13 protein-coding genes and 1 tRNA gene are annotated in these 22100 nt (G+C 49.0%); 12 read left to right on the top strand and 2 right to left on the bottom strand.

Annotated elements, in window-relative coordinates:
- The first annotated feature begins 36 nt into the window (after positions 1-36).
- From RSC70_RS02775 to RSC70_RS02755, 5 genes are all read left to right on the top strand, one after another.
- Positions 37-1509: an N-6 DNA methylase gene (locus tag RSC70_RS02775; RefSeq protein WP_332541587.1), complete on the top strand. Its 1473-nt coding sequence runs from the start codon at positions 37-39 to the stop codon at positions 1507-1509.
- Positions 1509-3260, top strand: coding sequence for a restriction endonuclease subunit S (locus RSC70_RS02770; protein WP_332541586.1), 1752 nt, complete (start codon positions 1509-1511; stop codon positions 3258-3260). The genes RSC70_RS02775 and RSC70_RS02770 overlap by 1 nt, the downstream gene beginning before the upstream one ends.
- A 10-nt stretch (positions 3261-3270) precedes the next feature.
- Positions 3271-4371: a nuclease gene (locus tag RSC70_RS02765; protein ID WP_332541584.1), complete on the top strand. Its 1101-nt coding sequence runs from the start codon at positions 3271-3273 to the stop codon at positions 4369-4371.
- A gap of 197 nt (positions 4372-4568) precedes the next feature.
- A complete protein-coding gene (locus tag RSC70_RS02760) occupies positions 4569-12074 on the top strand; it encodes a sacsin N-terminal ATP-binding-like domain-containing protein (protein ID WP_332541582.1) in 7506 nt (2501 codons plus the stop codon).
- The gene (locus tag RSC70_RS02755) at positions 12071-14731 is read left to right on the top strand and encodes a DEAD/DEAH box helicase (protein WP_332541581.1); all 2661 of its coding nucleotides are present in this window, start codon (positions 12071-12073) and stop codon (positions 14729-14731) included. The genes RSC70_RS02760 and RSC70_RS02755 overlap by 4 nt, the downstream gene beginning before the upstream one ends.
- Before the next feature lie 58 nt (positions 14732-14789).
- On the opposite strand, the gene RSC70_RS02750 is transcribed toward RSC70_RS02755, so the two are convergent.
- Positions 14790-15980 carry a tyrosine-type recombinase/integrase gene (locus tag RSC70_RS02750; RefSeq protein WP_072440058.1) on the bottom strand — a complete coding sequence of 397 codons (1191 nt, stop codon included), beginning with the start codon at positions 15978-15980 and terminating at the stop codon, positions 14790-14792.
- Between the two features lie 175 nt (positions 15981-16155).
- Positions 16156-16230 (bottom strand) — tRNA-Arg (locus RSC70_RS02745).
- 368 nt (positions 16231-16598) lie between these two features.
- Between RSC70_RS02745 and ccmA the strand changes: the two genes are divergently transcribed.
- The 7 genes from ccmA to RSC70_RS02710 all read left to right on the top strand — a co-directional run bounded on the left by ccmA (position 16599) and on the right by RSC70_RS02710 (position 22099).
- Entirely contained in the window at positions 16599-17219 is a 621-nt protein-coding gene (gene ccmA / locus RSC70_RS02740; RefSeq protein WP_040045538.1) for a cytochrome c biogenesis heme-transporting ATPase CcmA, read from the top strand.
- Entirely contained in the window at positions 17216-17875 is a 660-nt protein-coding gene (gene ccmB / locus RSC70_RS02735; protein ID WP_040045539.1) for a heme exporter protein CcmB, read from the top strand. Before ccmA ends, ccmB begins: the two co-directional genes overlap by 4 nt.
- 208 nt (positions 17876-18083) lie before the next feature.
- Positions 18084-18839 (top strand): heme ABC transporter permease, encoded by a 756-nt coding sequence (locus RSC70_RS02730; protein ID WP_130934219.1) that lies wholly within the window; start codon positions 18084-18086, stop codon positions 18837-18839.
- Positions 18839-19078 carry a heme exporter protein CcmD gene (gene ccmD / locus RSC70_RS02725; protein WP_332541579.1) on the top strand — a complete coding sequence of 80 codons (240 nt, stop codon included), beginning with the start codon at positions 18839-18841 and terminating at the stop codon, positions 19076-19078. The genes RSC70_RS02730 and ccmD overlap by 1 nt, the downstream gene beginning before the upstream one ends.
- Positions 19075-19581 (top strand): cytochrome c maturation protein CcmE, encoded by a 507-nt coding sequence (ccmE, locus tag RSC70_RS02720; protein WP_043494276.1) that lies wholly within the window; start codon positions 19075-19077, stop codon positions 19579-19581. The genes ccmD and ccmE overlap by 4 nt, the downstream gene beginning before the upstream one ends.
- The gene (locus tag RSC70_RS02715) at positions 19578-21551 is read left to right on the top strand and encodes a heme lyase CcmF/NrfE family subunit (RefSeq protein ID WP_096388116.1); all 1974 of its coding nucleotides are present in this window, start codon (positions 19578-19580) and stop codon (positions 21549-21551) included. Before ccmE ends, RSC70_RS02715 begins: the two co-directional genes overlap by 4 nt.
- Positions 21548-22099, top strand: coding sequence for a DsbE family thiol:disulfide interchange protein (locus RSC70_RS02710; protein ID WP_025797743.1), 552 nt, complete (start codon positions 21548-21550; stop codon positions 22097-22099). The genes RSC70_RS02715 and RSC70_RS02710 overlap by 4 nt, the downstream gene beginning before the upstream one ends.
- Position 22100 lies beyond the last annotated feature (1 nt).

Genomic DNA, 22100 nt, shown 5'->3' with positions numbered 1-22100 from the left:
ACCGGTGGCATCCTTTTTTAAGTATGGAAAGAAAACATGTCGATTAGCTCAGTCATTAAATCCCTTCAGGACATTATGCGTAAAGACGCAGGTGTGGACGGCGATGCCCAGCGTCTGGGGCAGCTTTCATGGCTGCTGTTTTTGAAGATTTTTGATACCCAGGAAGAAGAGCTGGAACTGGAGCAGGATGACTACCAGTTCCCGATCCCCCAGCGCTATTTATGGCGTAGCTGGGCGGCGAACAGCGAAGGCATCACCGGTGATGCGTTGCTGGAATTTGTGAACGACGACCTGTTCCCGACCCTGAAAAATCTCACCGCGCCGATCGATAAGAACCCGCGTGGGTTTGTGGTCAAACAGGCGTTTAGCGATGCCTACAACTACATGAAAAACGGCACGCTGCTGCGTCAGGTGATCAACAAGCTCAACGAAATCGACTTCAGCAGCAGCCAGGAACGCCATCTGTTTGGCGATATCTACGAACAGATCCTGCGCGACCTGCAAAGCGCCGGTAATGCGGGTGAGTTCTACACCCCGCGTGCCGTGACGCGTTTTATGGTCAACCGTATAGATCCGAAACTGGGCGAGTCGATTATGGACCCGGCGTGCGGTACCGGCGGCTTCCTTGCCTGCGCGTTTGACCATGTGAAAGAGCATTACGTCAAAACGACTGAAGACCACAAAACTCTGCAACAGCAGATCCACGGCGTAGAGAAAAAACAGCTGCCGCACCTGCTGTGTACCACCAACATGCTGCTGCACGGCATTGAAGTGCCGGTGCAAATTCGCCATGACAACACGCTCAACAAACCGCTCTCCTCATGGGACGAGCAGTTGGACGTGATTATCACCAACCCACCGTTTGGCGGCACCGAAGAAGACGGCATTGAGAAGAACTTCCCGGCAGAGATGCAGACCCGTGAAACCGCCGATCTGTTCCTACAACTGATTATCGAAGTGCTGGCAGACAAAGGCCGTGCGGCGGTGGTGTTACCGGACGGCACGCTGTTTGGTGAAGGCGTAAAAACCAAAATCAAAAAGCTGCTCACCGAAGAGTGCAACCTGCACACCATCGTGCGGTTGCCGAACGGCGTGTTTAACCCGTACACCGGCATCAAAACCAATATCCTGTTCTTCACCAAAGGTCAGCCAACCAAAGACGTCTGGTTCTACGAGCATCCGTACCCGGACGGCGTGAAGAACTACAGTAAAACCAAGCCGATGAAGTTTGAAGAGTTCCAGGCGGAAATCGACTGGTGGGGTAACGAAGCTGATGGTTTTGCCAGCCGTGAAGAGAACAATCAGGCGTGGAAAGTCAGCATCGACGACATCATCGCCCGCAACTTCAACCTTGATATCAAGAACCCGTACCAGGGTGAAACCATCAGCCACGATCCGGATGAACTGCTGGCGCAGTACCAGACGCAGCAGGCTGAAATCAGCGAGCTGCGTAACCAGTTGCGCGATATTCTTGGTGCAGCTCTGGCGGGCAGCAAGGGGGCGAACTGATGACCGTAGAGAAGCTGATCACCGACCATATCGATATCTGGTCCTCTGCGCTGCAAACCCGCTCCACGGCCGGGCGTGGTAGCAATGGCAAAATCGACCTTTATGGCATTAAGAAACTGCGCGAGCTGATTCTGGAACTGGCAGTGCGTGGTAAACTGGTACCCCAGGATCCGAATGATGAGCCGGCATCGGAACTGTTAAAGCGTATTGCCGCAGAGAAAGCGGAGCTGGTGAAGCAGGGGAAAATTAAAAAGCAGAAGCCGCTACCTGAAATTAGCGAGGGTGAAAAGCCGTTTGAATTGCCGGAGGGATGGGAGTGGGTGAGGTTAGGTTTTATTACTAACTATGGCGAGTGTGATAAAGCAGAACCAACAGATGCGGATGCAGATACGTGGATAGTTGAACTTGAAGATATTGAAAAGAGTACATCCAGACTCTTAAATCGAGTTACGTTCTCTGAGCGTCCATTTAAAAGTTCAAAGAATAAATTTAATAAAAATGATGTCCTCTACGGGAAGTTACGACCATATCTGGATAAAGTTTTGGTTGCTGATGATAGTGGTGTATGTACAACTGAAATTATTCCTATAAAAGTCTACGGTAATATTCTCCCTGGTTACCTTCGCCTTTTACTTAAATCTCCAAGGTTTATTGCTTACGCAAATGAATCAACGCATGGAATGAACTTACCAAGGTTAGGAACCGATAAAGCCATTAATGCAGTGGTTGAATTAACAGCAATTTCAGAACAATTAAGGATTGTGAATAAAGTTGACGAACTAATGTCCCTCTGCGACCAACTGGAACAGCAATCCCTGACCAGTTTAGAAGCGCATCAGCAACTGGTTGAAACGCTTTTGGCGATGCTGACCGATAGCCAAAATGCCGAAGAACTCGCCGAAAACTGGGCGCGAATTAGCCAGCACTTCGATACCCTCTTTACCACCGAGGCGAGTATCGATGTGCTTAAGCAAACCATTCTGCAACTGGCGGTAATGGGTAAACTGGTGCCGCAAGATCCTAACGACGAACCTGCTTCTGAACTGCTTAAACGTATTGAGCAGGAAAAAGCACAACTGGTAAAAGAAGGAAAAATTAAAAAACAAAAACCATTGCCACTAATTAATGATGATGAGAAACCGTATGAGTTGCCGGAAGGGTGGGAAACAGTTTATATGCAAGATATAAGCGAGTTAATAACAGATGGTACCCACCAGACGCCTAAATATACAGAAAGCGGCAGGCCATTTGTTTCTGCTCAATGTGTAAAACCATTCAAGTTTATGCCAGAGAATTGTCGATTTGTTTCTGAAGACGATTATCAACAATACATCAAAAATAGAAAGCCAGAATTAAATGATATTTTACTATCACGAGTTGGTGCAGGTATTGGTGAGAGTGCCGTCATAGATTCAGATTTAGAATTTGCGATATATGTTAGTACTGGATTGATAAAACCAATGAAAAGAAATATTAATTCACATTATTTAGTGTTGTGGCTGAATTCTCCGATAGGGAGAGAATTCTCCTCAAAATACACATATGGCAAAGGCGTATCTCAAGGTAATTTAAATTTGTCTTTGATCAGGTCTTTTTTGGTTTCTCTTCCCCCAAGGCTAGAACAAGAGCGGATAGTCTCGAGAGTTAATGAACTATTTTCAATCTGCGATATTCTCAAATCCCGTCTGCAATCCGCCCAGCAAACCCAGCTCCACCTGGCGGACGCCCTCACCGACGCAGCATTAAACTAAGGAACAGACGATGCCGGTTCATCATGCAATCTGGCGGATAGGGGAGAATCCCCAGCCGCTAACTATCAGCAAACTCGCCAGCGAGCAACTGCTGGAGAAGATGATTTTAAACGATCCCACTATCCTCTCTGATCAGTGGATGATCATCGGCCATCAGGAAAATACGCTCGATAAAGGGCGTATCGATCTACTGGCGATTGCGCCGGATGCGTCGCTGATCCTGATTGAACTGAAACGCGACCGCACGCCGCGCGAAGTGGTTGCTCAGGCGCTGGATTACGCCTCCTGGGTGGATGATTTAAGTGCTGAGCGTCTGTCGCAGATTTACGATAGATTTTCCGGTGGTGGAAACTTGGGTGACGCATTCAGACAACGCTTCAACGCCGAGCTGGAAGATGATGCCATCAACAAATCACATCAAATCATTATTGTGGCAGCGGAGCTGGATCCCTCCACCGAGCGTATCGTCGATTATCTGAGCAAAAACGGCATCTCGATTAACGTTCTGTTCTTTAAAGTATTCCAGCACGGTGACGAACAGTTCTTAAGCCGTGCCTGGCTTATTGATCCGAGCGAAACGCAAACCAATGCCGCACAGGCCACCGCTACAAGTGCCAATGCAAAGGAACCCTGGAACGGTGAGTTTTATGTCTCGTTTGGCGATTCAAACAGTCGCGTCTGGGAAGAGGCGCGCCGCTACGGGTTTATTAGCGCGGGGGGCGGGAGCTGGTACAGTCAGACGTTAAAACAGCTTCAGCCTGGCAACCGCGTCTGGGTGAAAATTCCGGCAACAGGTTACGTCGGCGTAGGGATTGTGCAGAGCGCTGTTGAGCCTGCCAGTAGCTTCACCATCAACACTGACGATGGCGAAAAGCGGGCGATGGATGTGCTTAAGTACAGCGATCTCTATCACCGGAACGCAGATGACCCCGATAAGTCCGAGTATTTTGTTCCCGTTAAATGGTTGGAAACCCGCAGTGAGCAAGACGCGGTGAATGAGGTCGGATTTTTCGGCAATCAAAACACAGTGTGTAAGCCCACCACGCCGAAATGGCGTCACACCGTCGAAAAATTAAAGCTCTATTTTAAAAACTGGGATGTTCAAGTGTAAAATCCCAGATTAACGAGAGGCCTGAAAAGGCCTTTTGTCATTTCTTCACCGGATGGATTCTTATCGAGACGCGCAAGGGAGAGTCGCGCCCGCCTGTTTTACGCTAGCGCTCTGCTAGTGACAGCCAGCTCGCAGGGAGTGAGCTGACCGTGTTTAACGCCCTACCGAGGGGCGTAAATTGCACACAGAGGTTAATGATGGCTAAAGCGCACTCCACGCCGCTCAACGATATTGCGATTATCGCTGCGAATTTAAAAGACCGTTATAAAAACGGCTTCCCTGTTTTGAAAGAAATTGTGCAAAACGCGGATGATGCGCAGGCATCATCCTTAATCTTTGGCTGGAGCCCGGGCATTGCCGGATCCGATCATCCATTACTGGGTGATCCTGCGCTTTTCTTTATCAATAATGCGCCGCTGACACTCGAAGATGTAGAGGGGATCCTCTCCATTGGCATTGGCACCAAACCGGGTGACGAAAATGCGGTGGGAAAATTTGGGCTCGGTATGAAAAGCCTGTTCCATCTCGGTGAAGTATTCTTTTACCAGTCTTTTGACTGGCATACCGCCTCGGCCAAATCAGACGTTTTTAACCCCTGGGACAGTTACAGATCTGCCTGGGCCGAGGTGAGCGAGCAGGATAAAGTTCGTCTTGAGGATGAAGTCCGCGCAATTACCCAAAATGAGTGTGATGGTTATTTCGTTGTCTGGGTTCCGCTGCGTTCAGAGAGTATCTATCAGGCCCGGCAAGATGATGAAAACTTTATTATTGTTGGCGAAGACTATCGTTATGAGGTACCTGATTTTATCACTGACCGGCGATTAGGGGATAAGCTCGCCAGCCTTTTACCGCTGATGAAAACCTTGCAGGACATTGAGCTGGTCGTGAAAACAGGGCAGGGGTATCAGCGTCAAATACATATCTCGCTGCCTGAAAAGGCGACTCGCCCACAATTTACCAATCTTAATGGTGCTGGGGAATGGCAAGGCCACATTAGCGTTCAGCATGCTGGATTGCCGGACCCTCAGCAAAAATACTACGTCGGGCATGAGGTTTTGCTGAATACGCCTGAGTTTTCTGCCCTGAAATCACAACGCACCTGGCCATTCAGTTATTCACGAGAAGGTAAGAAGACCGCGGATAAAGCGCTGCCTCATGCAGCTGTAGTGATGCTGGCGGAGAAAGTACCTGAAGGAGAGGCAACGCTGACGGTGGAATGGGCTGTGTTTTTACCTTTAGGTGAGCAGGACACCGCGCAGCATGCGCAGAAACAAAAATTCTCTCTTTCTGGTCAATACTCGTATCAAATTGTTCTGCACGGCTACTTTTTCATTGATGCCGGGCGAGTGGGTATCCAGGGGTTGGCTACACTCACCAGCGCCACGCCGTTATTCAATGCCCCTGATTCTCCTGCTCAGGAACAACTGGTTCAGGAATGGAACCGCTGTCTTGCTACTCAGGGAACGTTGCCGTTATTACCGAAAGCGCTTGCCTCTCTTATGTCGCTTATTCACTCCGGGGATGCGGAAAAAGCGGCAATTTCGGATGGTGTGCGTAGAGCTTTACGCAACAATAATGCCTGGCTCCATTGGGTAACGTTGTACCATCTGTGGGTATGCGAACTAACGCGGGATGGAAGTCAGTGGTGTTTAGTTGATGCGAATACTCCCGTTCGTCTATTGCCTGCCACACCTTCAGGTGAAGCGCATCGCCCCTGGGAAGTGCTGCCCGCTCTGGAAAGCCTGGGTGTAACGCACAAATTTATCGATGAAACGCAGCAGAATATCTACAACGAATTTAAAAGTAAGTGGCAGTTGTCTGAGATTCAGGCGTTGCTACAGGCCATACCGTCAATGGTGTTTACGGCACCAAAGCTCACGAACTATCTCAACCAACTGCTGAAAACGTTGCCGATTCAATCAGACATCTTTGTGCCTGACTTAATTGCATTGCTCAGGAAAACGTTTTTTAACGTGCCGCTGGTGGAGCTCTCACGTAACCAGACTGCGATCGGTGAGTTGATGGCGCTTATTCGCCCGACCTGGCGTTACAGGATTGCCATTGATCGTCAGGAGCAAGCCCTGTGGGAAGCGCTTGGGCGTACTGCTATGGATACGCTGCTGGTGCCCGCTTTTCTCGATAACAGTAAAGAACCCGCCAGTGCTTCTTTGAACTGGGAGACGGTTGGCAGCCTGCTACAGGCGATGCAGGCGCAGGCTTCTGCCAGCGATGACTTTGAAAAACTGGTGCAGAATTTTATCGACAAACTCTCAGTTCCCGATCAACAGGAATTGTATCGCCGGTTTGATACGTTGAAGATCTTTAAGGTTTCACAGCCAACAGGGAAACCTTACCTGGAGACGCGCCGTCACTTGCTTGAACTAAAACAAAAGCGAAGGATCTTCAAACTTGGCGGGAGCGCCAACTTTGGTATGGGTTTAAGTGCATTGTTGCAGCAGGCACTGTTTGAAAAAGAAATCGTACTGATCGCTAATAAAACTAACCAGACCCTTTTTGGTGGTTCTGAATATTCTGAAGCACAGGAGTGTGATAGCGCAGGCGTGGTCCATTTGCTTGAGCTTCATCCTCGCCTGGATTTTCCGGCAAAACGCATTGATCTGCTCAATAAAATGGCTGCCGATGGGGACAAATTTGGCCCCAGAGAGCGGCTTGCGTATCGCTATCTGATGCACGGTAATTCGGATGATACTGGTGAAGCTGAATTGTGGAAGGCGGGTAAAGCGCATCCCGTATGGGCAAAAATTCTTTCTGATGCCGATTCGCAGCAGGTTAAGTGGACTATTATTTCGCCAGAAATAGAGCAGAATCTTGGGCTGACTCCCGGATTCGAGAAGGCGCTAAGGCTTGATAGTGTTACGCCGGATCATGTGATCCACCGCTTCAAAGAAAGCCTTGAATATCTGGAGTTTGATGACTTATCTGCAGAAGATGCGGAAGAAGTTCTGATGCACATTGGTCGCTCTATGGGCGAAGCAATGTGGCGGCAGATGGCACTTCATCGTAGGGAAGGCAAAGACGGGTATATATCCCTTGATGAGCGTTGTTTCTTGCGTGGGGGGCGCATTGAACTGCCCACTGAATTGAATGACGACGTGACGTTCATCCAATCCGCCAGTCAGCCAGAGGTGCAGGAGCAGCAGCGCAAATATCTGCCAATGGTGAACGCTGAACATGCGGTCATGCTGGCTTTATCCGAGCCGAACCCGGAACGATACTGCGGTTTTATCCTGCAATTGTTAATGCAGCCGACGAATGGCTTGTCTTCAGAGAGAGTATTCAACAACCTGCGCAGCCAAAAATGGCTTTTGCACCGTGGTGTTGCGATAGCTCCAGAAAATATTCTGGATATCAAAGCGGCAGACTACCCGGAGATAGCGAAGCTGACGGAAGCCACACCGCTGATAGCGCTGCTTGAGGATATTGCTCTACCAGAAGACGCTAACCGCGCGCTGAGCCAATTTATCTTGCAGGGCAAGTCTGCGTTTTATAAAGCGCTCAATGTGGCAGGCACACTTCCGCTTTATGCTATCGGCATCAGCTTACGTCTCACTGATACGGTTATTCTTCAGGCCAGCGACAGGTCTTATGCGTTTGAGAACTTTGAAGGTTGGCGGCTTTTAATTGAGTGCCTTAAAGGTGCTGAGTCACTTGAGGGAAATGAGGCCATCAATGCGCTGAGTTTTGCGCATCCAGTGACGGACAAGATAGTTGCAAGCTACCGGCGTCTAGTCGATAGCATGAGTCCAGCCCAAAGCGGTGAATTGCGTAAAGCGCTGTTGAGCTCGTTGTGTCATACCCATTCAGCACCTACTAGTGTATTGCGTTCAATGTCGCTCAGAACGGCAGCGGATACCTGGGCGCTAGCCGCCGATCTCTGTTATGGCGTAACGGGGGCAGAGCGTAGTGCTGTACTGCATGAAGACGACTGGGCGTATTTGCAGCCTTGGCTGCAGGCTAGTGATTTGACGGTAGACGGCACTGAGTCTGAAGGGCATCTCACTCATGTGGAGCATTCAGCCAATGTCTTAAGGGACTACTTTGCTCCATGGGAACGCTGGGTTCCACGTAAGGCAATCGCTGCGCTGCTGGCTTTACTGGCGGGGAATCGTAAGGTTCGTACGCTGTGTGAGAGCTATCTGGGGCTGCAAAGTTATGCCCTGTTTGTGAAAGAACTGTCGCAAGACAGTAAACCTTTAACTAACCATGAAGCTCACTTTGCGGGGTTAACGCTCTTACAGTGCATTGAGAAATATGCCTTTGCCGTGAAGGTTTACGAAGAAAACACGTTGCAGGTTCATTCACTGTTCCAGGAACGTTTGACCGTGGCGCTGGCAACTGATCTGGATACAATCTTTGTGGGTCAGCACGGCTACGCTTTTTATACCGGCCAGGCACCGCAAATCTTCATTCGCCGATTTTCCCCAGACCAGTACACCTCTCAGCAGCTCCTGGCAATTTTAAAGCGCAGTACTAGCTGGCTGCAGGAAGGCATTTATCTGCAGCGAGCAAGGCTGGATACGCTCTGGCAATCCTTTGAGCAGGCCGAGCAACTGGACGTGAATATCGCGCGAGTCACTATCCTGAACAGCATCGTTGAGCGCCTGAAAACGCTGGGCCTTAAAAACTCTCAGCTTAACGTTTTAATGAGAGCCTATGAGAGTGAGCTTCACTCTCTTGCTGAAAGTAGTGGCGGCAAGTCGCTCCACAGCCCGAGGCTCACTGAAATTGTCTATGACATTGCGAATGCCATCCGGGATCGCCCTGAGCTGCAGGCTGAAATATTAACAGCGGTCAGAAAGCGTATAGAGGATGCTCAGTATCAGCCATCAAGCGTTCCTTTTGAGCTGTTCCAGAATGCCGATGATGCAGTAGAAGAGTTGTTTAAGCTGGATAGCGATGCCCGTCATGAGCGGGTGCACCAGAAATTTATGGTGAAAGAGCAAAACGGCGGGTTGTCGTTCTTCAACTGGGGTCGAGAAATAAACCGCTTCCAGAGCGTGAAAAATGAGCAAGTCGAGAATGTTCATGATGGCTACAAAAACGATCTGAAAAAAATGCTGGCGCTTTACCAGTCAGATAAAGAGCAGGGCGTTACCGGCAAGTTCGGTCTTGGCTTCAAAAGCTGTCTGCTGGTGTCTGATAATCCTTACCTATTGTCGGGGCGGCTGGCGACTAAAATAGCGGGTGGAATTGTGCCCGAGTCCTGTGACGCTGAAAGCTATAAACAACTAAATCAACTCACTGAAAGTGCCGCGATAAATGGCTTGTCACCAACTCTTGTGTATTTGCCACTGCGCCAGCATATGCAAGCGGAAATGGTGTTAAAAGATTTTACTCTGTACGCAGGTTTACTAAGTCTTTATGCACGTAACTTGCGCCAGATTGTCATTGATGAGCATGAATGGCGCTGGGAGCCTGCTCAGTATAAACGTATTCCTGGTCTGTCATTGGGCAAGGTTATGTTGCCGAACAGCAAGGGTGTTCAGTCACCAGTGCGAGTGGCGGTTTACCAGACCGAAATCGATGATGAACGCTGCCATCTAGTTTTCCAGGTCACGCGCAGGGGCCTGAGAGGTTTTGACACTCATATTCCGCGACTGTGGAATTTGTCTCCGTTGATGAGTGATACCCGGCAGGGTTTTTTGATTAACGCTGGATTTGAGGTTGATATTGGTCGGCGCCAGTTGGCTATTGAAGCTGAACGTAACCGGGGCATCATTCAGAAAGCAGGAGCGAAAGTTCATTCTCTGCTGGAATTGCTCTGGCGTGAAACTGAGTATAACTGGGAGGCGCTGGTTGCTGAGTGGGAACTAAGCCCAGAATTAACTCATAGTCAGTTCTGGGAAAGCATCTGGGACGTAATGTCTACAGGCATCAGTAACGACGCTACCGCGATGGAAAATGAAAAGTTGCTACAGCAACTTTACGAAAGCGAAAACGGCATCATGAGCTTCTATCGCTCATATCCCGCGCTGCCCAACGGATTTAAAGAGCAGGCTGCCGGGCTGATAAAGTGGAGCGACAGAGTGCGTTGTGCGGATGAACTGGTTTCTCGTCTGGCGAGTTCACTGATTCATCTCCCTGCGTTTCAGGCATTGCACAGTGCACAGTGCCTGGTAGCAGACACGACGGGAGGCAAACTTAAAGTCGAAAGTAAACTGTCGCTTGAATCGTTATTAAACGCGTCATTGCCGGATAAACAGGGCGTTGATATCCAGCATCTGGCACAGCGGGATGCGGAAAAGCTGGCAGTCGTATTTAACGAAGAGTTCGATAAGCGACTAGGTGAACTGACAGGCTGGCAGGATAAAATTGAGGCTTTCAGAAAACAGCTGGCGAACCTTCATGTGCAAACACAAGCAGGTTCCACACGTCCGATTAGCCAAATTTTGCTCGGTAACACTCCTTGTGCCGAAAAAAATGAACGGTTGATATCTGGGTTTGCACCTGCCGGTACCATCATTTCGTCATCATATTCTAAGCAGGCCTGTGAATTTATTGTTTATTGCAAACGCAGAAGTCAGGGATATGTTTTTGACGATTTACTTGAATGGGCAGGTCGCAATGACCTGGCGGCTGATAATCAAAAGCAACAAGCATTTTGTCGTTTTCTGATTGAAGGTCTGGAAGGAGATAAACTGGCGGGTAAGCTAATGGAAGAAATACCTCCAGGTTGGTTACTTGAACTTAAACTGCGCCCAGGCGCGTTCCCGGCAGACTGGCACTGGAGCAATAATGATATTGCCTCTCTCCTGCAGGGAAGGTTACTGACTAATAGCGACAGAACAAGGGCATTGGAGCGCGAAATTTGCGAGACACCAGAAGAATACAAACCGTTGGTGACTCCTGGTGAGGCGGTACAAAAAATTTACCGCTGGTGGGAAGAGAACAAGCAGGAAGAGTTGGCGAAATACAATACCCGACTCTACCCAGAAGGTTGGTTTGACTGGGAGGCTTTGAGAAATGGCTCTGACGATCAGCGTTCGCGCATGGCGTTATTGAAACTGCTTTATCTTGGTTCGTGCCAGACCATTGGCAGGACTCAGGAGGAGCAACACCGTGCCGCAATTGAGCATTTTGAGGAAAAAGGATGGTGGGAAACGTTTATAGATCCAGGTGCTGCGCAGCAGTGGTTGGATGTGATGGACGATTACCTTGAGGATTCTTTGTACGGAGATACGTATCGTATCTGGTTGCAAATACTTCCGTTGTATCGTTTTTCCAAACACTTAGATACCTACGGCGAACTGCTTAATATGTCGGAAGCGTTCCTTGAAGATATTGGCGATTTACTGCGACCGGCATCCAGTTTCAGGCTTTCAGGAACAAGGGTCGGTATCGTTCCCGAGTTACGTGCGACGCTGGGGACCGGGGTGAACTTTATCTTCCGTGAATTGGTGCGTAATAACGTGTTTACCGATTCCAGCATTCATCGATATTGTTTCTCTGCGCCGGAACGCGTCAGGCGTCTGTTACTGGCGATGGAGTTCGACGAAATAGATGTTAGGCAATCCACAGCCAGTGATTCACTTTTGTTGTGGACGTTTTTCAGCGAACACCTCGGCGAGGAAGATGCGACCTTTAATCATTGTTTCGACATACCGCTACGCATTTTAACCAGTGACGGGAAACGCTCACTTCGTATTGAGATATTTGGACAGGATCCCCTGGATTACGTATGAAAATGATATTTCAGCAGGGCCAGCAGGTACGACATGAACGCTTTGGGTTAGGGACGATTGAACTCCTGCGAGAAAACACCGCACTCATTCGTTTCGAGTCGAGTTTTGAAGAGCGTCCTCTTTCCGAACTAGAGCCAGTACGCAGCGCGCAGGACGCTTTAGCTGAAGGTAATTATGACGATTTGCGTGAAGTCCTTGCGCGCAGTCAGGCGCTTGCGATCCGCTCCATCAATGATAGTTGGGGGGTGTTCTCCACTTCACGTATCAACCTGCTGCCGCATCAGTTATGGGTATGTCACCGCGTGTTACGGCAATGGCCGGTACAAAAGCTGATTGCTGATGACGTAGGGTTGGGGAAAACCGTTGAGGCAGGGCTGATCCTTTGGCCGCTGCTGGCGAAAAAACGTGTACAGCGTCTGTTGGTTTTAGCGCCTGCATCGTTAGTACCGCAGTGGCAGGAGCGTTTGCGGCAGATGTTTGATATTCGTTTGTCCCTCTACTCCACGGAAATTGATACTGAGCGATCAGATTACTGGAATACGCATCCCTGGGTGGTCGCTTCATTGCCGACACTGCGAAAAGATATTAATGGCAGGCACGAGCGAATGCTCAAAGCAGACGACTGGGACTTGCTGATCATCGATGAAGCACATCACCTTAACTCGCTAGAAGATTCGGGGGCGACTCAGGGCTATCGATTTGTGCAGAAGCTTATCGATCACGGTAAGTTCGCCTCGCGGCTTTTTTTCACAGCTACCCCGCATCGCGGGAAAAATTACGGCTTCTTTGCCCTGCTGAGGCTTTTACGTCCAGACTTGTTTGACGTGAATAAGCCATTTGAAACTCAGCAGCATCATGTTCGGGATGTTGTGATTCGCAATAATAAGCAAACCGTCACGAATATGGACGGTGAACGTTTGTTCAAGACCGTCAACGTGACCTCACAGACCTATCATTTTTCTGAGGCTGAACAGTCATTCTATGACCGGCTCACACGATTTATTCTTTCAGGGCAGGCCTACGCTTCGTCGCTGAGCTCCGCAAACCAGCAGGCTGTGCAACTGGTGTTAACTGCAATGCAGAAACTGGCGGCAAGTTCGGTAGCGGCAATTTATGCCGCAATAAATGGGCGTATCGCCAGGCTCGGGGAAAATCAGAAAAAGCTGCAGGCGCTGAGTGATGAAATGAATGCCATCATGAGTGATTCTCAGGCCCCGGATCTCGATGATGCCTACATTGCGCTTGAAAGCGAATATGTTGAAATGTCTGCTTCGGTTCAACTTATGCAGAATGAGCTGCCCATGCTTGAAGAGCTGCAGGCGTTGGCGGGGAATGTAGAATCGGAAACGAAAATCCAGACCCTACTTAATGTGCTGGAAACCACGTTTCTTAATCGCACCGTCGTATTCTTTACTGAATATAAAGCGACACAGGCTCTGCTAATTAATACTCTGAATGCTCGCTTTGGCTATGGCTGTGTCAGCTTTATCAATGGCGAAGGACGGCTGGAAGGGATTTACAATAAACAAGGTGTCAAAACGTCATGGAGTATGGATCGATACCATGCTGCGGAGCAATTTAAAAGCGGGCAGGTACGCTTTATTGTTTGTACAGAAGCCGGTGGTGAAGGTATTGATTTGCAGGACAACTGTTATTCCATGATTCATGTTGATCTGCCGTGGAATCCGATGCGTCTTCACCAGCGTGTAGGGCGACTCAATCGCTATGGCCAAAAACATCAGGTTGAAGTTATTACTTTACGCAACCCCGATACTGTAGAGTCCAGAATTTGGGATCTATTAAACAGCAAAATAACCACAGTTATGCGTTCTTTGGGCGACGCGATGGAGGAACCGGAAGATCTGTTGCAGCTTATTCTTGGGATGAGTGATAAAGGGTTTTTCAATTCACTTTTTGCTGATGGCCTGATACAAAAACCAGAGACTCTAAATACATGGTTCGATTCCAGAGCAGGGACCTTCGGAGGTCAGTCGGCGGTCAGCGTAGTTAAGGGGCTCGTTGGTCATGCTGATAAATTCGAATATCAGAATTTACAGGAAGTCCCTAAGTTGGATCTAAATAACATGTATAGTTTTTTAGAAAATATGCTCAAATTGAATGGCCATCGTCTTGAAAATGAGGGGGGGACACTTTCTTTCGTTACACCGAAAGAGTGGATAACCCAGTTTGGGATTAAGAAAAAATATAATAACATGACGTTTGACAGAATATCTGAAGACAAGTCACTTGAAGTGCTTGGCGTTGGGCACGTCATTTTAAATAATGCGATCGCGCAGGCAGAGAAATTCAATGCGTCAACGGCGGTAGCTCGGGGAATTTCTGCGCCTTTACTCATTTATATTCTTCGCGATCAAATTACTGGTGACAGTAATGTACATTCATTCACCGTTGTAGGTGTATTACTGAATGACGAACCGAAAGTTCTGGTGAACGACGACCTTGTCCATCAATTATCTGTTATTTATGAAGGTATGCCTAAGGGATCACCAGTTGTAAAACTTGATAGTACCTACCAAATTGATTCTGCCAGTGATCTTAAAATTGCAGAGATATCGTTAGAACAGGCAATTGCTTCGTTAAATTTGCCTTACGAAAAAGTCAGTTGGAACCACACAGCAACATTTATACCTCAATAAATTATTTTATTATAGATACCAACTCCACCTTTAAAACAAAGGTGGAGTTGGTTTATGATTATTCCTTATGGAGACGCATTTCACAATTTTGAATATAATCACCATACCACTGCATCATTTCCCTACGACCATCCAGATACTGGGCATGGTTATAAGTACCACGAATCGAGTTTTTATCTACATGTGCTAGCTGTGTTTCAATCCAGGCCGTGTTAAAACCTTGCTCATGAAGAATGGTACTCATAGTGTGGCGAAAACCATGGCCGGTAGCTCTTTTATCATATCCAATTCTCTTCAAAACCATGTTAACACTGGCTTCACTCATCGGTTTATTAACATCATTTCGTCCAGAGAAAATAAACTGATAGCTTCCAGTGAGTTGTTTCAGTTGCTGAAGGGCTTGCAAGGATTGGCTAGATAGCGGGACGAGATGCGTTCGCTTCATCTTCATCCTGTTTTTAGGTATTTCCCAGAGACTGTTTTCGAAGTCAATTTCGCACCATTCAGCCATTCGTAACTCTACTGTTCTTAATCCAGTTAGCATCAACAAACGAGTCGCGAGCAGAGTTATTAAACTACCTGAATAATTTGATAATTTCTGTAAAAATTCAGGTAATTCAGGCACGGTCAGAAAGGGATAATGATGTTTTTCATATCCTTGCAATGCGCTGGCAAGATCTGCGGCTGGATTGTATTCAGCACGCCCCGTGACTATTGCGTATCGAAAGACTTCACTGCAGCGTTGGCGAACTTTACTGGCTAACTCAGGCGCGCCACGTTTTTCTATACGCTGAAGAACGGATAAAAGCTCTAGCGGCTTGATTTCGTTAACAGGCCTGGAACCTAAATGAGGGAAAACATTATTTTTGAATCCACGATTAACATAATCGGCATAGTTTTTTGACCATCCAGAGATTTTCGCGTTGTACCACTCTGTAGCTATTGCCTCAAAGGTATTTGTGATTGATCGTTTTTTGGCGAGTAGTTCTGCTTTTTTTACTTCACCTGGATCTTGATCGTTAGCCCGAATTCTCCTTGCGTCATCGCGCCTGGTTCGTGCATCAGCCAGAGAAATATCTGGGTATGTACCAAATGATAATTTTTTCTCTTTACCAGCAAATCTGTATTTCATCCGCCAGTATTTTGAACCGTTAGGGTTAACCTGGAGATACAGTCCACCACCGTCAGCGAGTTTATAGGCTTTGTCTCTGGGCTTTGCAGTCTCGACCTGACGCGCATTTAAGGGCATTTGGGGGCCTCATTTTTCATTGAACAGGATAAGCCCCCACTAAGGCCCCCAAACGTTTATTGATTCACGTTGAGATGGGTAGATATCGGTTGACATCACACAGCCAGAACAGAGGGTTTATTACTGATTATAAGGGGATTTTATTGAATTCGGTAGACGTCAGGAGAGTTGTATATGGTGTCCCCTGCAGGAATCGAACCTGCAACTAGCCCTTAGGAGGGGCTCGTTATATCCATTTAACTAAGAGGACAACGGCCGCCATTATACGCATTTTTATCAATAGAATAAGTGTGGTTGGTGTTGATTGCCTGCTTTGTCACCAATCTTGTGAAGTTTTCCTCGCAAAGCGCATTACTTTCCCTTTTCGATATTCCCCCATGTTATGTGTTTATGAAATATATTAATCAAATGTAACTCGCCGTAACGCTGCATCGGCGGAGAGGGAGGCGTGCTAATCTCGCCATTGGCGGTGCTCTGCTGGATGGGGTGAGATATCACTCCTTGATCTGACGCGGAATTTTACCTCCATGTGGGTAGTTTTCGCACAGGCTGCGGGGTACGAGCTGTTATAGGCTTATGATATGATGTGCTATCTCGATTTTAGGAATACATTCTTCGATGCTGAATATCTCCCTTCTAACCTGTAGCCGTGACGAGCGAGTGCTGTTTAGCCAGCTTAGTTTTCAGGTTAATGCGGGTGAAATGGTGCAAATAGAAGGCCCGAATGGGGCAGGAAAAACTACCTTGCTACGGATGATTGCCGGACTGTCTCAGCCTGAAAGTGGCGATATTCAGTGGCAACAAAAATCTATTCGTAAACAGCGCGAAGAGTATCAACAGCAGATGATTTATCTTGGCCATCAGGCCGGGGTGAAATCGGTGTTAACGCCGTTTGAAAACCTCGCCTTTTACCAAGAAGTGCAGGGCGATAATAATCAAGATGCGATTTGGGACGCACTGGCTCAGGTTGATCTTATCGGCTATGAAGACGTTCCCGTTGCCCAGCTTTCTGCCGGGCAGCAGCGCCGAGTTGCGCTGGCGCGGCTTTGGCTGAGCAAGGCAAAACTCTGGATTCTAGACGAACCGCTCACCGCCATTGATAAATCTGGCGTGGCGAAGTTGATCGCATTGTTTGAGCAACACACGCGGTTGGGAGGCATTATTTTGCTGACCACGCATCAGGATTTGGATTATCGCATGCGTAAGTTGCGCCTAAGCGGAGAGGAAACGGCACTATGATCATGACCGTTTTGCGCCGCGAGCTGAAAATTGCCTTTCGCAACGGCGCTGAAATTATTAATCCGCTGTGGTTCTTTTTGATCGTCATTACGTTGTTTCCATTAAGTATCGGCCCTGAACCCCAACTGTTGGCGCGTATCGCCCCCGGCGTGGTTTGGGTTGCGGCTTTGCTGGCGGCGTTACTTTCGTTAGAACGATTGTTCAAAGACGATTATCTGGATGGCACCTTAGAGCAACTGATGCTCACGCCATCTCCGCTGGCGCTAACGGTGTTGGCAAAGGTATTCGCTCATTGGCTGGTCACTGGACTGCCGTTGCTGATCCTTTCTCCGTTAGTGGCGCTATTGCTCTCTTTTGATATGGCAACGTGGTGGGCAGTGGCATTAACGCTGTTACTCGGCACCCCGACGTTGAGCTTTATTGGTTCGATTGGCGTTGCGTTAACGGTTGGGTTACGCAAAGGCGGCGTGTTGTTGAGTTTGCTGGTGCTGCCTCTCTATATACCTATTCTAATTTTTGCGACGTCGGCAATTGATGCGGCTTCGATGGGAATGCCTATCGGGGGTTACTTAGCTATCTTAGGTGCCATGTTGGCGGGAAGTATCACGCTGTCGCCTTTTGCCGCAGCCGCTGCGCTTCGGGTTAGCGTGCAATAGCACATTCGGTGAAGCCGAATTCAGCTATTAACAAAACCTTTTTGTTTGTTGCTAGCAACATGCGTCAAACTAACAAGTAAATATGTATTGCGGTATTAAAGTAGATTGACTGAAAAGAGCCTGCAAGTAGTAGAAGACAGCGCCTTTCTGTGGGGTTTCGGCAGTGACGCCGAGACAAAAATTTTTCGTTTTGTGAGCATAAATCTCAATGTGGAAATGGCTTCATCAGCTTGCCAAGCCTGAGCGGCTTTATCATCTTTGCGGTAAGTTCGTCCCGTGGCTTGGATTAGCCGGGGCGGTATGCCTGTTAGTCGGTTGGATCTGGGGTTTTGGCTATGCGCCGTCCGATTACCAGCAGGGTAACAGCTATCGCATTATGTACATCCATGTGCCTGCGGCTATCTGGTCGATGGGGATCTATGCCTCCATGGCGATTGCGGCGTTTATCGGTTTGGTCTGGCAGATGAAAATGTCCGATCTGGTGAGTGCGGCTATGGCACCAGTTGGCGCGGTGTTTACCTTTATTGCGCTGGCAACAGGATCGGCTTGGGGCAAGCCAATGTGGGGAACGTGGTGGGTTTGGGATGCTCGTTTAACCTCCGAACTGGTGCTGCTGTTCCTCTATTTAGGCGCTATTGCGTTGTATAACGCCTTTGAAGATCGCCGTACTGCCGGTCGTGCCGCCGGTATTCTGGTGCTGGTTGGCGTGGTCAATCTGCCGATTATCCATTTCTCCGTTGAGTGGTGGAATACCCTGCATCAGGGTTCGACCAATATGCAAAATACCATTGATCCAAGCATGCGCTATCCGCTGCGTTGGGCGATCTTCGGCTACCTATTTTTCTTTATTACCTTAACGTTGATGCGTTTACGTAATTTAATTTTACTGCAAGAGCGTAGACGCCCTTGGGTGAATGCCTTAGTGAACCCTCGCCCAAAAAATCAGCCTAAGGAGCGTTCCTGATGAGTCCAGCATTTTCCTCTTGGCAAGATTTCTTCGCGATGGGCGGTTATGCCTTTTACGTTTGGCTTTCTGTTGCCGCAACGCTTATCCCATTACTTTTATTGGTTTGTCATACCCAGTGGCAACGCCGCCAAATTTTGACTGAAGTTCTCCGCCATCAGGCGCGCGAACAGCGAATTAAACAAGCGCAGGGTCAGCAGCGCGCTTCGTCAGCTTCACAAGGAGAGCAATCATCATGAATCCGCGTCGTAAGAGTCGCCTCTATCTGGCCATTGTCGTTTTACTCGGCTTGGCAGTGACGATCACTTTGGTGCTTTATGCATTGCGCTCGAATATTGATCTGTTTTATACGCCAACAGAAATCCTACAGGGTAAAGGTGAAAACCATGAGAAGCCTGAAGTGGGTCAGCGTTTGCGTATTGGCGGGATGGTGATGCCTGGGTCGGTGAAACGCGATCAGCAAAGCCTGAAAGTCTCATTTAAAATCTACGATGCACATGGCGCTATTGGTGTGACCTACGAAGGCATCTTGCCGGATTTATTCCGCGAAGGGCAGGGCGTAGTTGCACAAGGCGTGATGGGTGAAGACAACGTGGTGCATGCCAAAGAAGTGCTGGCAAAACACGATGAAAAATATACGCCACCTGAGGTAAAAGAAGCGATGGAGCAAAACCATAATCGCCCAGCTGAGTCCTATCAGCAGAATAGTGGCAATGCGAATGCGGGGAGCCCGCAGTCATGATCCCTGAAATTGGCAATTTCCTGCTATCGCTCTCATTAGCGCTCTCCGTATTGTTGAGCATTTACCCGCTGTGGGGTGCAGCGCGGCAAGATGTGCGCATGATGTCGGTGGCGCGTCCATTGACCTATGGTTTGTTCTTTAGCATTGCGATCTCATTTGGTTGTTTGGTGTATGCCTTTATTACCAACGATTTTACGGTTTCCTACGTTGCGGCAAACTCAAATACCCAGCTTCCGGTCTATTACCGCATTGCGGCAACCTGGGGCGCACATGAGGGATCGCTCCTCCTCTGGGTGCTGCTGCTAAGCTGTTGGACGCTGGCCGTGGCGCTATTTAGTCGCAGCATGCCGCAAGACTCGGTGGCACGCGTGCTGTCAGTGATGGGGATGATTAACGTCGGCTTCTTGCTGTTCATTATTCTCACCTCCAATCCCTTTACGCGCACGTTACCGAACTTCCCCATTGACGGCAGCGATCTGAATCCGCTGTTGCAGGATATTGGCCTGATTTTCCATCCACCGTTGCTGTATATGGGCTACGTTGGATTCTCGGTCGCCTTTGCGTTCTCCATCGCTTCACTGATGGCTGGGCGCTTAGATACCGCATGGGCGCGCTGGTCACGCCCGTGGACGATGGCTGCGTGGATTTTCCTCACCATGGGCATTGTTTTAGGTTCCGCTTGGGCCTATTACGAGCTGGGCTGGGGCGGTTGGTGGTTCTGGGACCCGGTAGAAAATGCCTCCTTTATGCCTTGGCTGGCGGGTACGGCGTTGCTGCATTCGTTGGCGGTAACCGAAAAACGCGGGACTTTCAAAGCGTGGACGGTGCTGTTAGCGATCACGGCGTTTTCTCTGTGTCTGTTGGGGACGTTCCTTGTGCGTTCCGGCGTATTAGTTTCTGTGCACTCTTTCGCTTCCGATCCGGCGCGTGGAATGTTCATTCTGGCCTATTTGGTTATCGTCATCGGTGGCTCATTGCTGCTGTATGCGGTCAAAGGTGCGCAGGTTCGTAGCCGCACGCAGCACGAGGTGTTTTCACGCGAAACCTTCTTGCTAGGAAACAACGTGCTGTTAGTTGCTGCCATGCTGGTGGTGCTGTTAGGGACATTGTTGCCGCTGGTGCATAAACAGCTTGGCTTGGGCAGTATTTCCATCGGCGAGCCTTTCTTTAACTCGATGTTTACCTGGCTGATGGCACCGTTCGCGCTGCTGTTGGGCGTTGGACCGTTAGTGCGCTGGCGTCGTGATGAACCGGCTAAGTTCTGGAAGCGTTTGTTGGTTGCGATGATTGTGACCGTGATCCTTTCCGTGCTGCTGCCTTGGCTGATGCAGGACCGCGTTGAAGGGATGACGGTGGTTGGTCTGCTGATGGCATTCTGGGTAGTGATTCTTACGCTGATGGAATTGCATGAGCGCGCCACGCATCGCCACGGTTTCTGGAAGGGGCTGACCAAACTGCCTCGCAGTCATTGGGGCATGGTGCTAGGCCATTTGGGCGTTGCCGTTACGGTGATTGGTATCGCCTTTAGCCAAAGCTACAGCATTGAGCGCGATGTGCGCATGAAGTCCGGTGATAGCGTAGATATTCACAATTATCACTTTGTGTTCCGCGACGTGCATGACATCAAAGGCCCGAACTATACCGGCGGGGTGGGCATCATTGATGTTACGCGCGACGGTAAGCCAGAGGCCACTCTGCGCGCTGAAAAACGTTACTACGCGACCGCGCGCAGCATGATGACCGAAGCGGCCATTGACGGCGGTTTAACTCGCGATCTGTATGCGGCATTGGGTGAAGAACTCGATGACGGAGCGTGGGCTGTGCGTCTTTATTACAAGCCTTTTGTGCGCTGGATTTGGTACGGCGGCGTGCTGATGGCAATTGGCGGCGTGTTATGCATGCTCGACCCGCGCTATCGTTCAAGCCGTAAAGAAAAGGCACAACAAGAGAAAGCGGAGAAAACAGCATGAATCGCAAGCTGCTCTTTATCCCGTTAGTGTTATTTATGCTGCTGGTGCTGGCGTTTGTCATCCAGCTGCAGCGCAACGCGGGTGGGGAAGATCCCACTATGCTGGAATCCGCGTTGATCGGTAAACCCGTTCCTGAATTCAAGCTGGAATCGTTGGATCAGCCGGGCAAAACCTTTGACCAAGGCGTTCTCCACGATGGTAAACCCATGTTGCTGAACGTATGGGCCACATGGTGTCCAACCTGCTATGCCGAGCATCAGTATCTGAATAAGCTGGCGGCGAAAGGGATCCGCGTCGTTGGGCTGAACTATAAAGATGACCGCCAGAAAGCGGTCAAATGGCTGAATGATTTAGGAAATCCCTATGCGTTAAGCCTGTATGACGGCGACGGTATGTTGGGTTTGGATCTTGGCGTTTATGGCGCACCTGAGACTTTCCTGATCGATGGCAACGGCATTATTCGCTATCGCCATGCGGGCGATCTTAACGATCGCGTATGGCAACAAGAGATCGAGCCTTTATATCGCCAATATGAAGGAGCTAAATAAT

Origin of the sequence: Hafnia sp., assembly GCF_036648275.1 — a bacterium.
GTDB classification, from domain to species: Bacteria; Pseudomonadota; Gammaproteobacteria; order Enterobacterales; family Enterobacteriaceae; genus Hafnia; species Hafnia alvei.
This window is presented reverse-complemented; position numbering and strand designations above follow the sequence as displayed.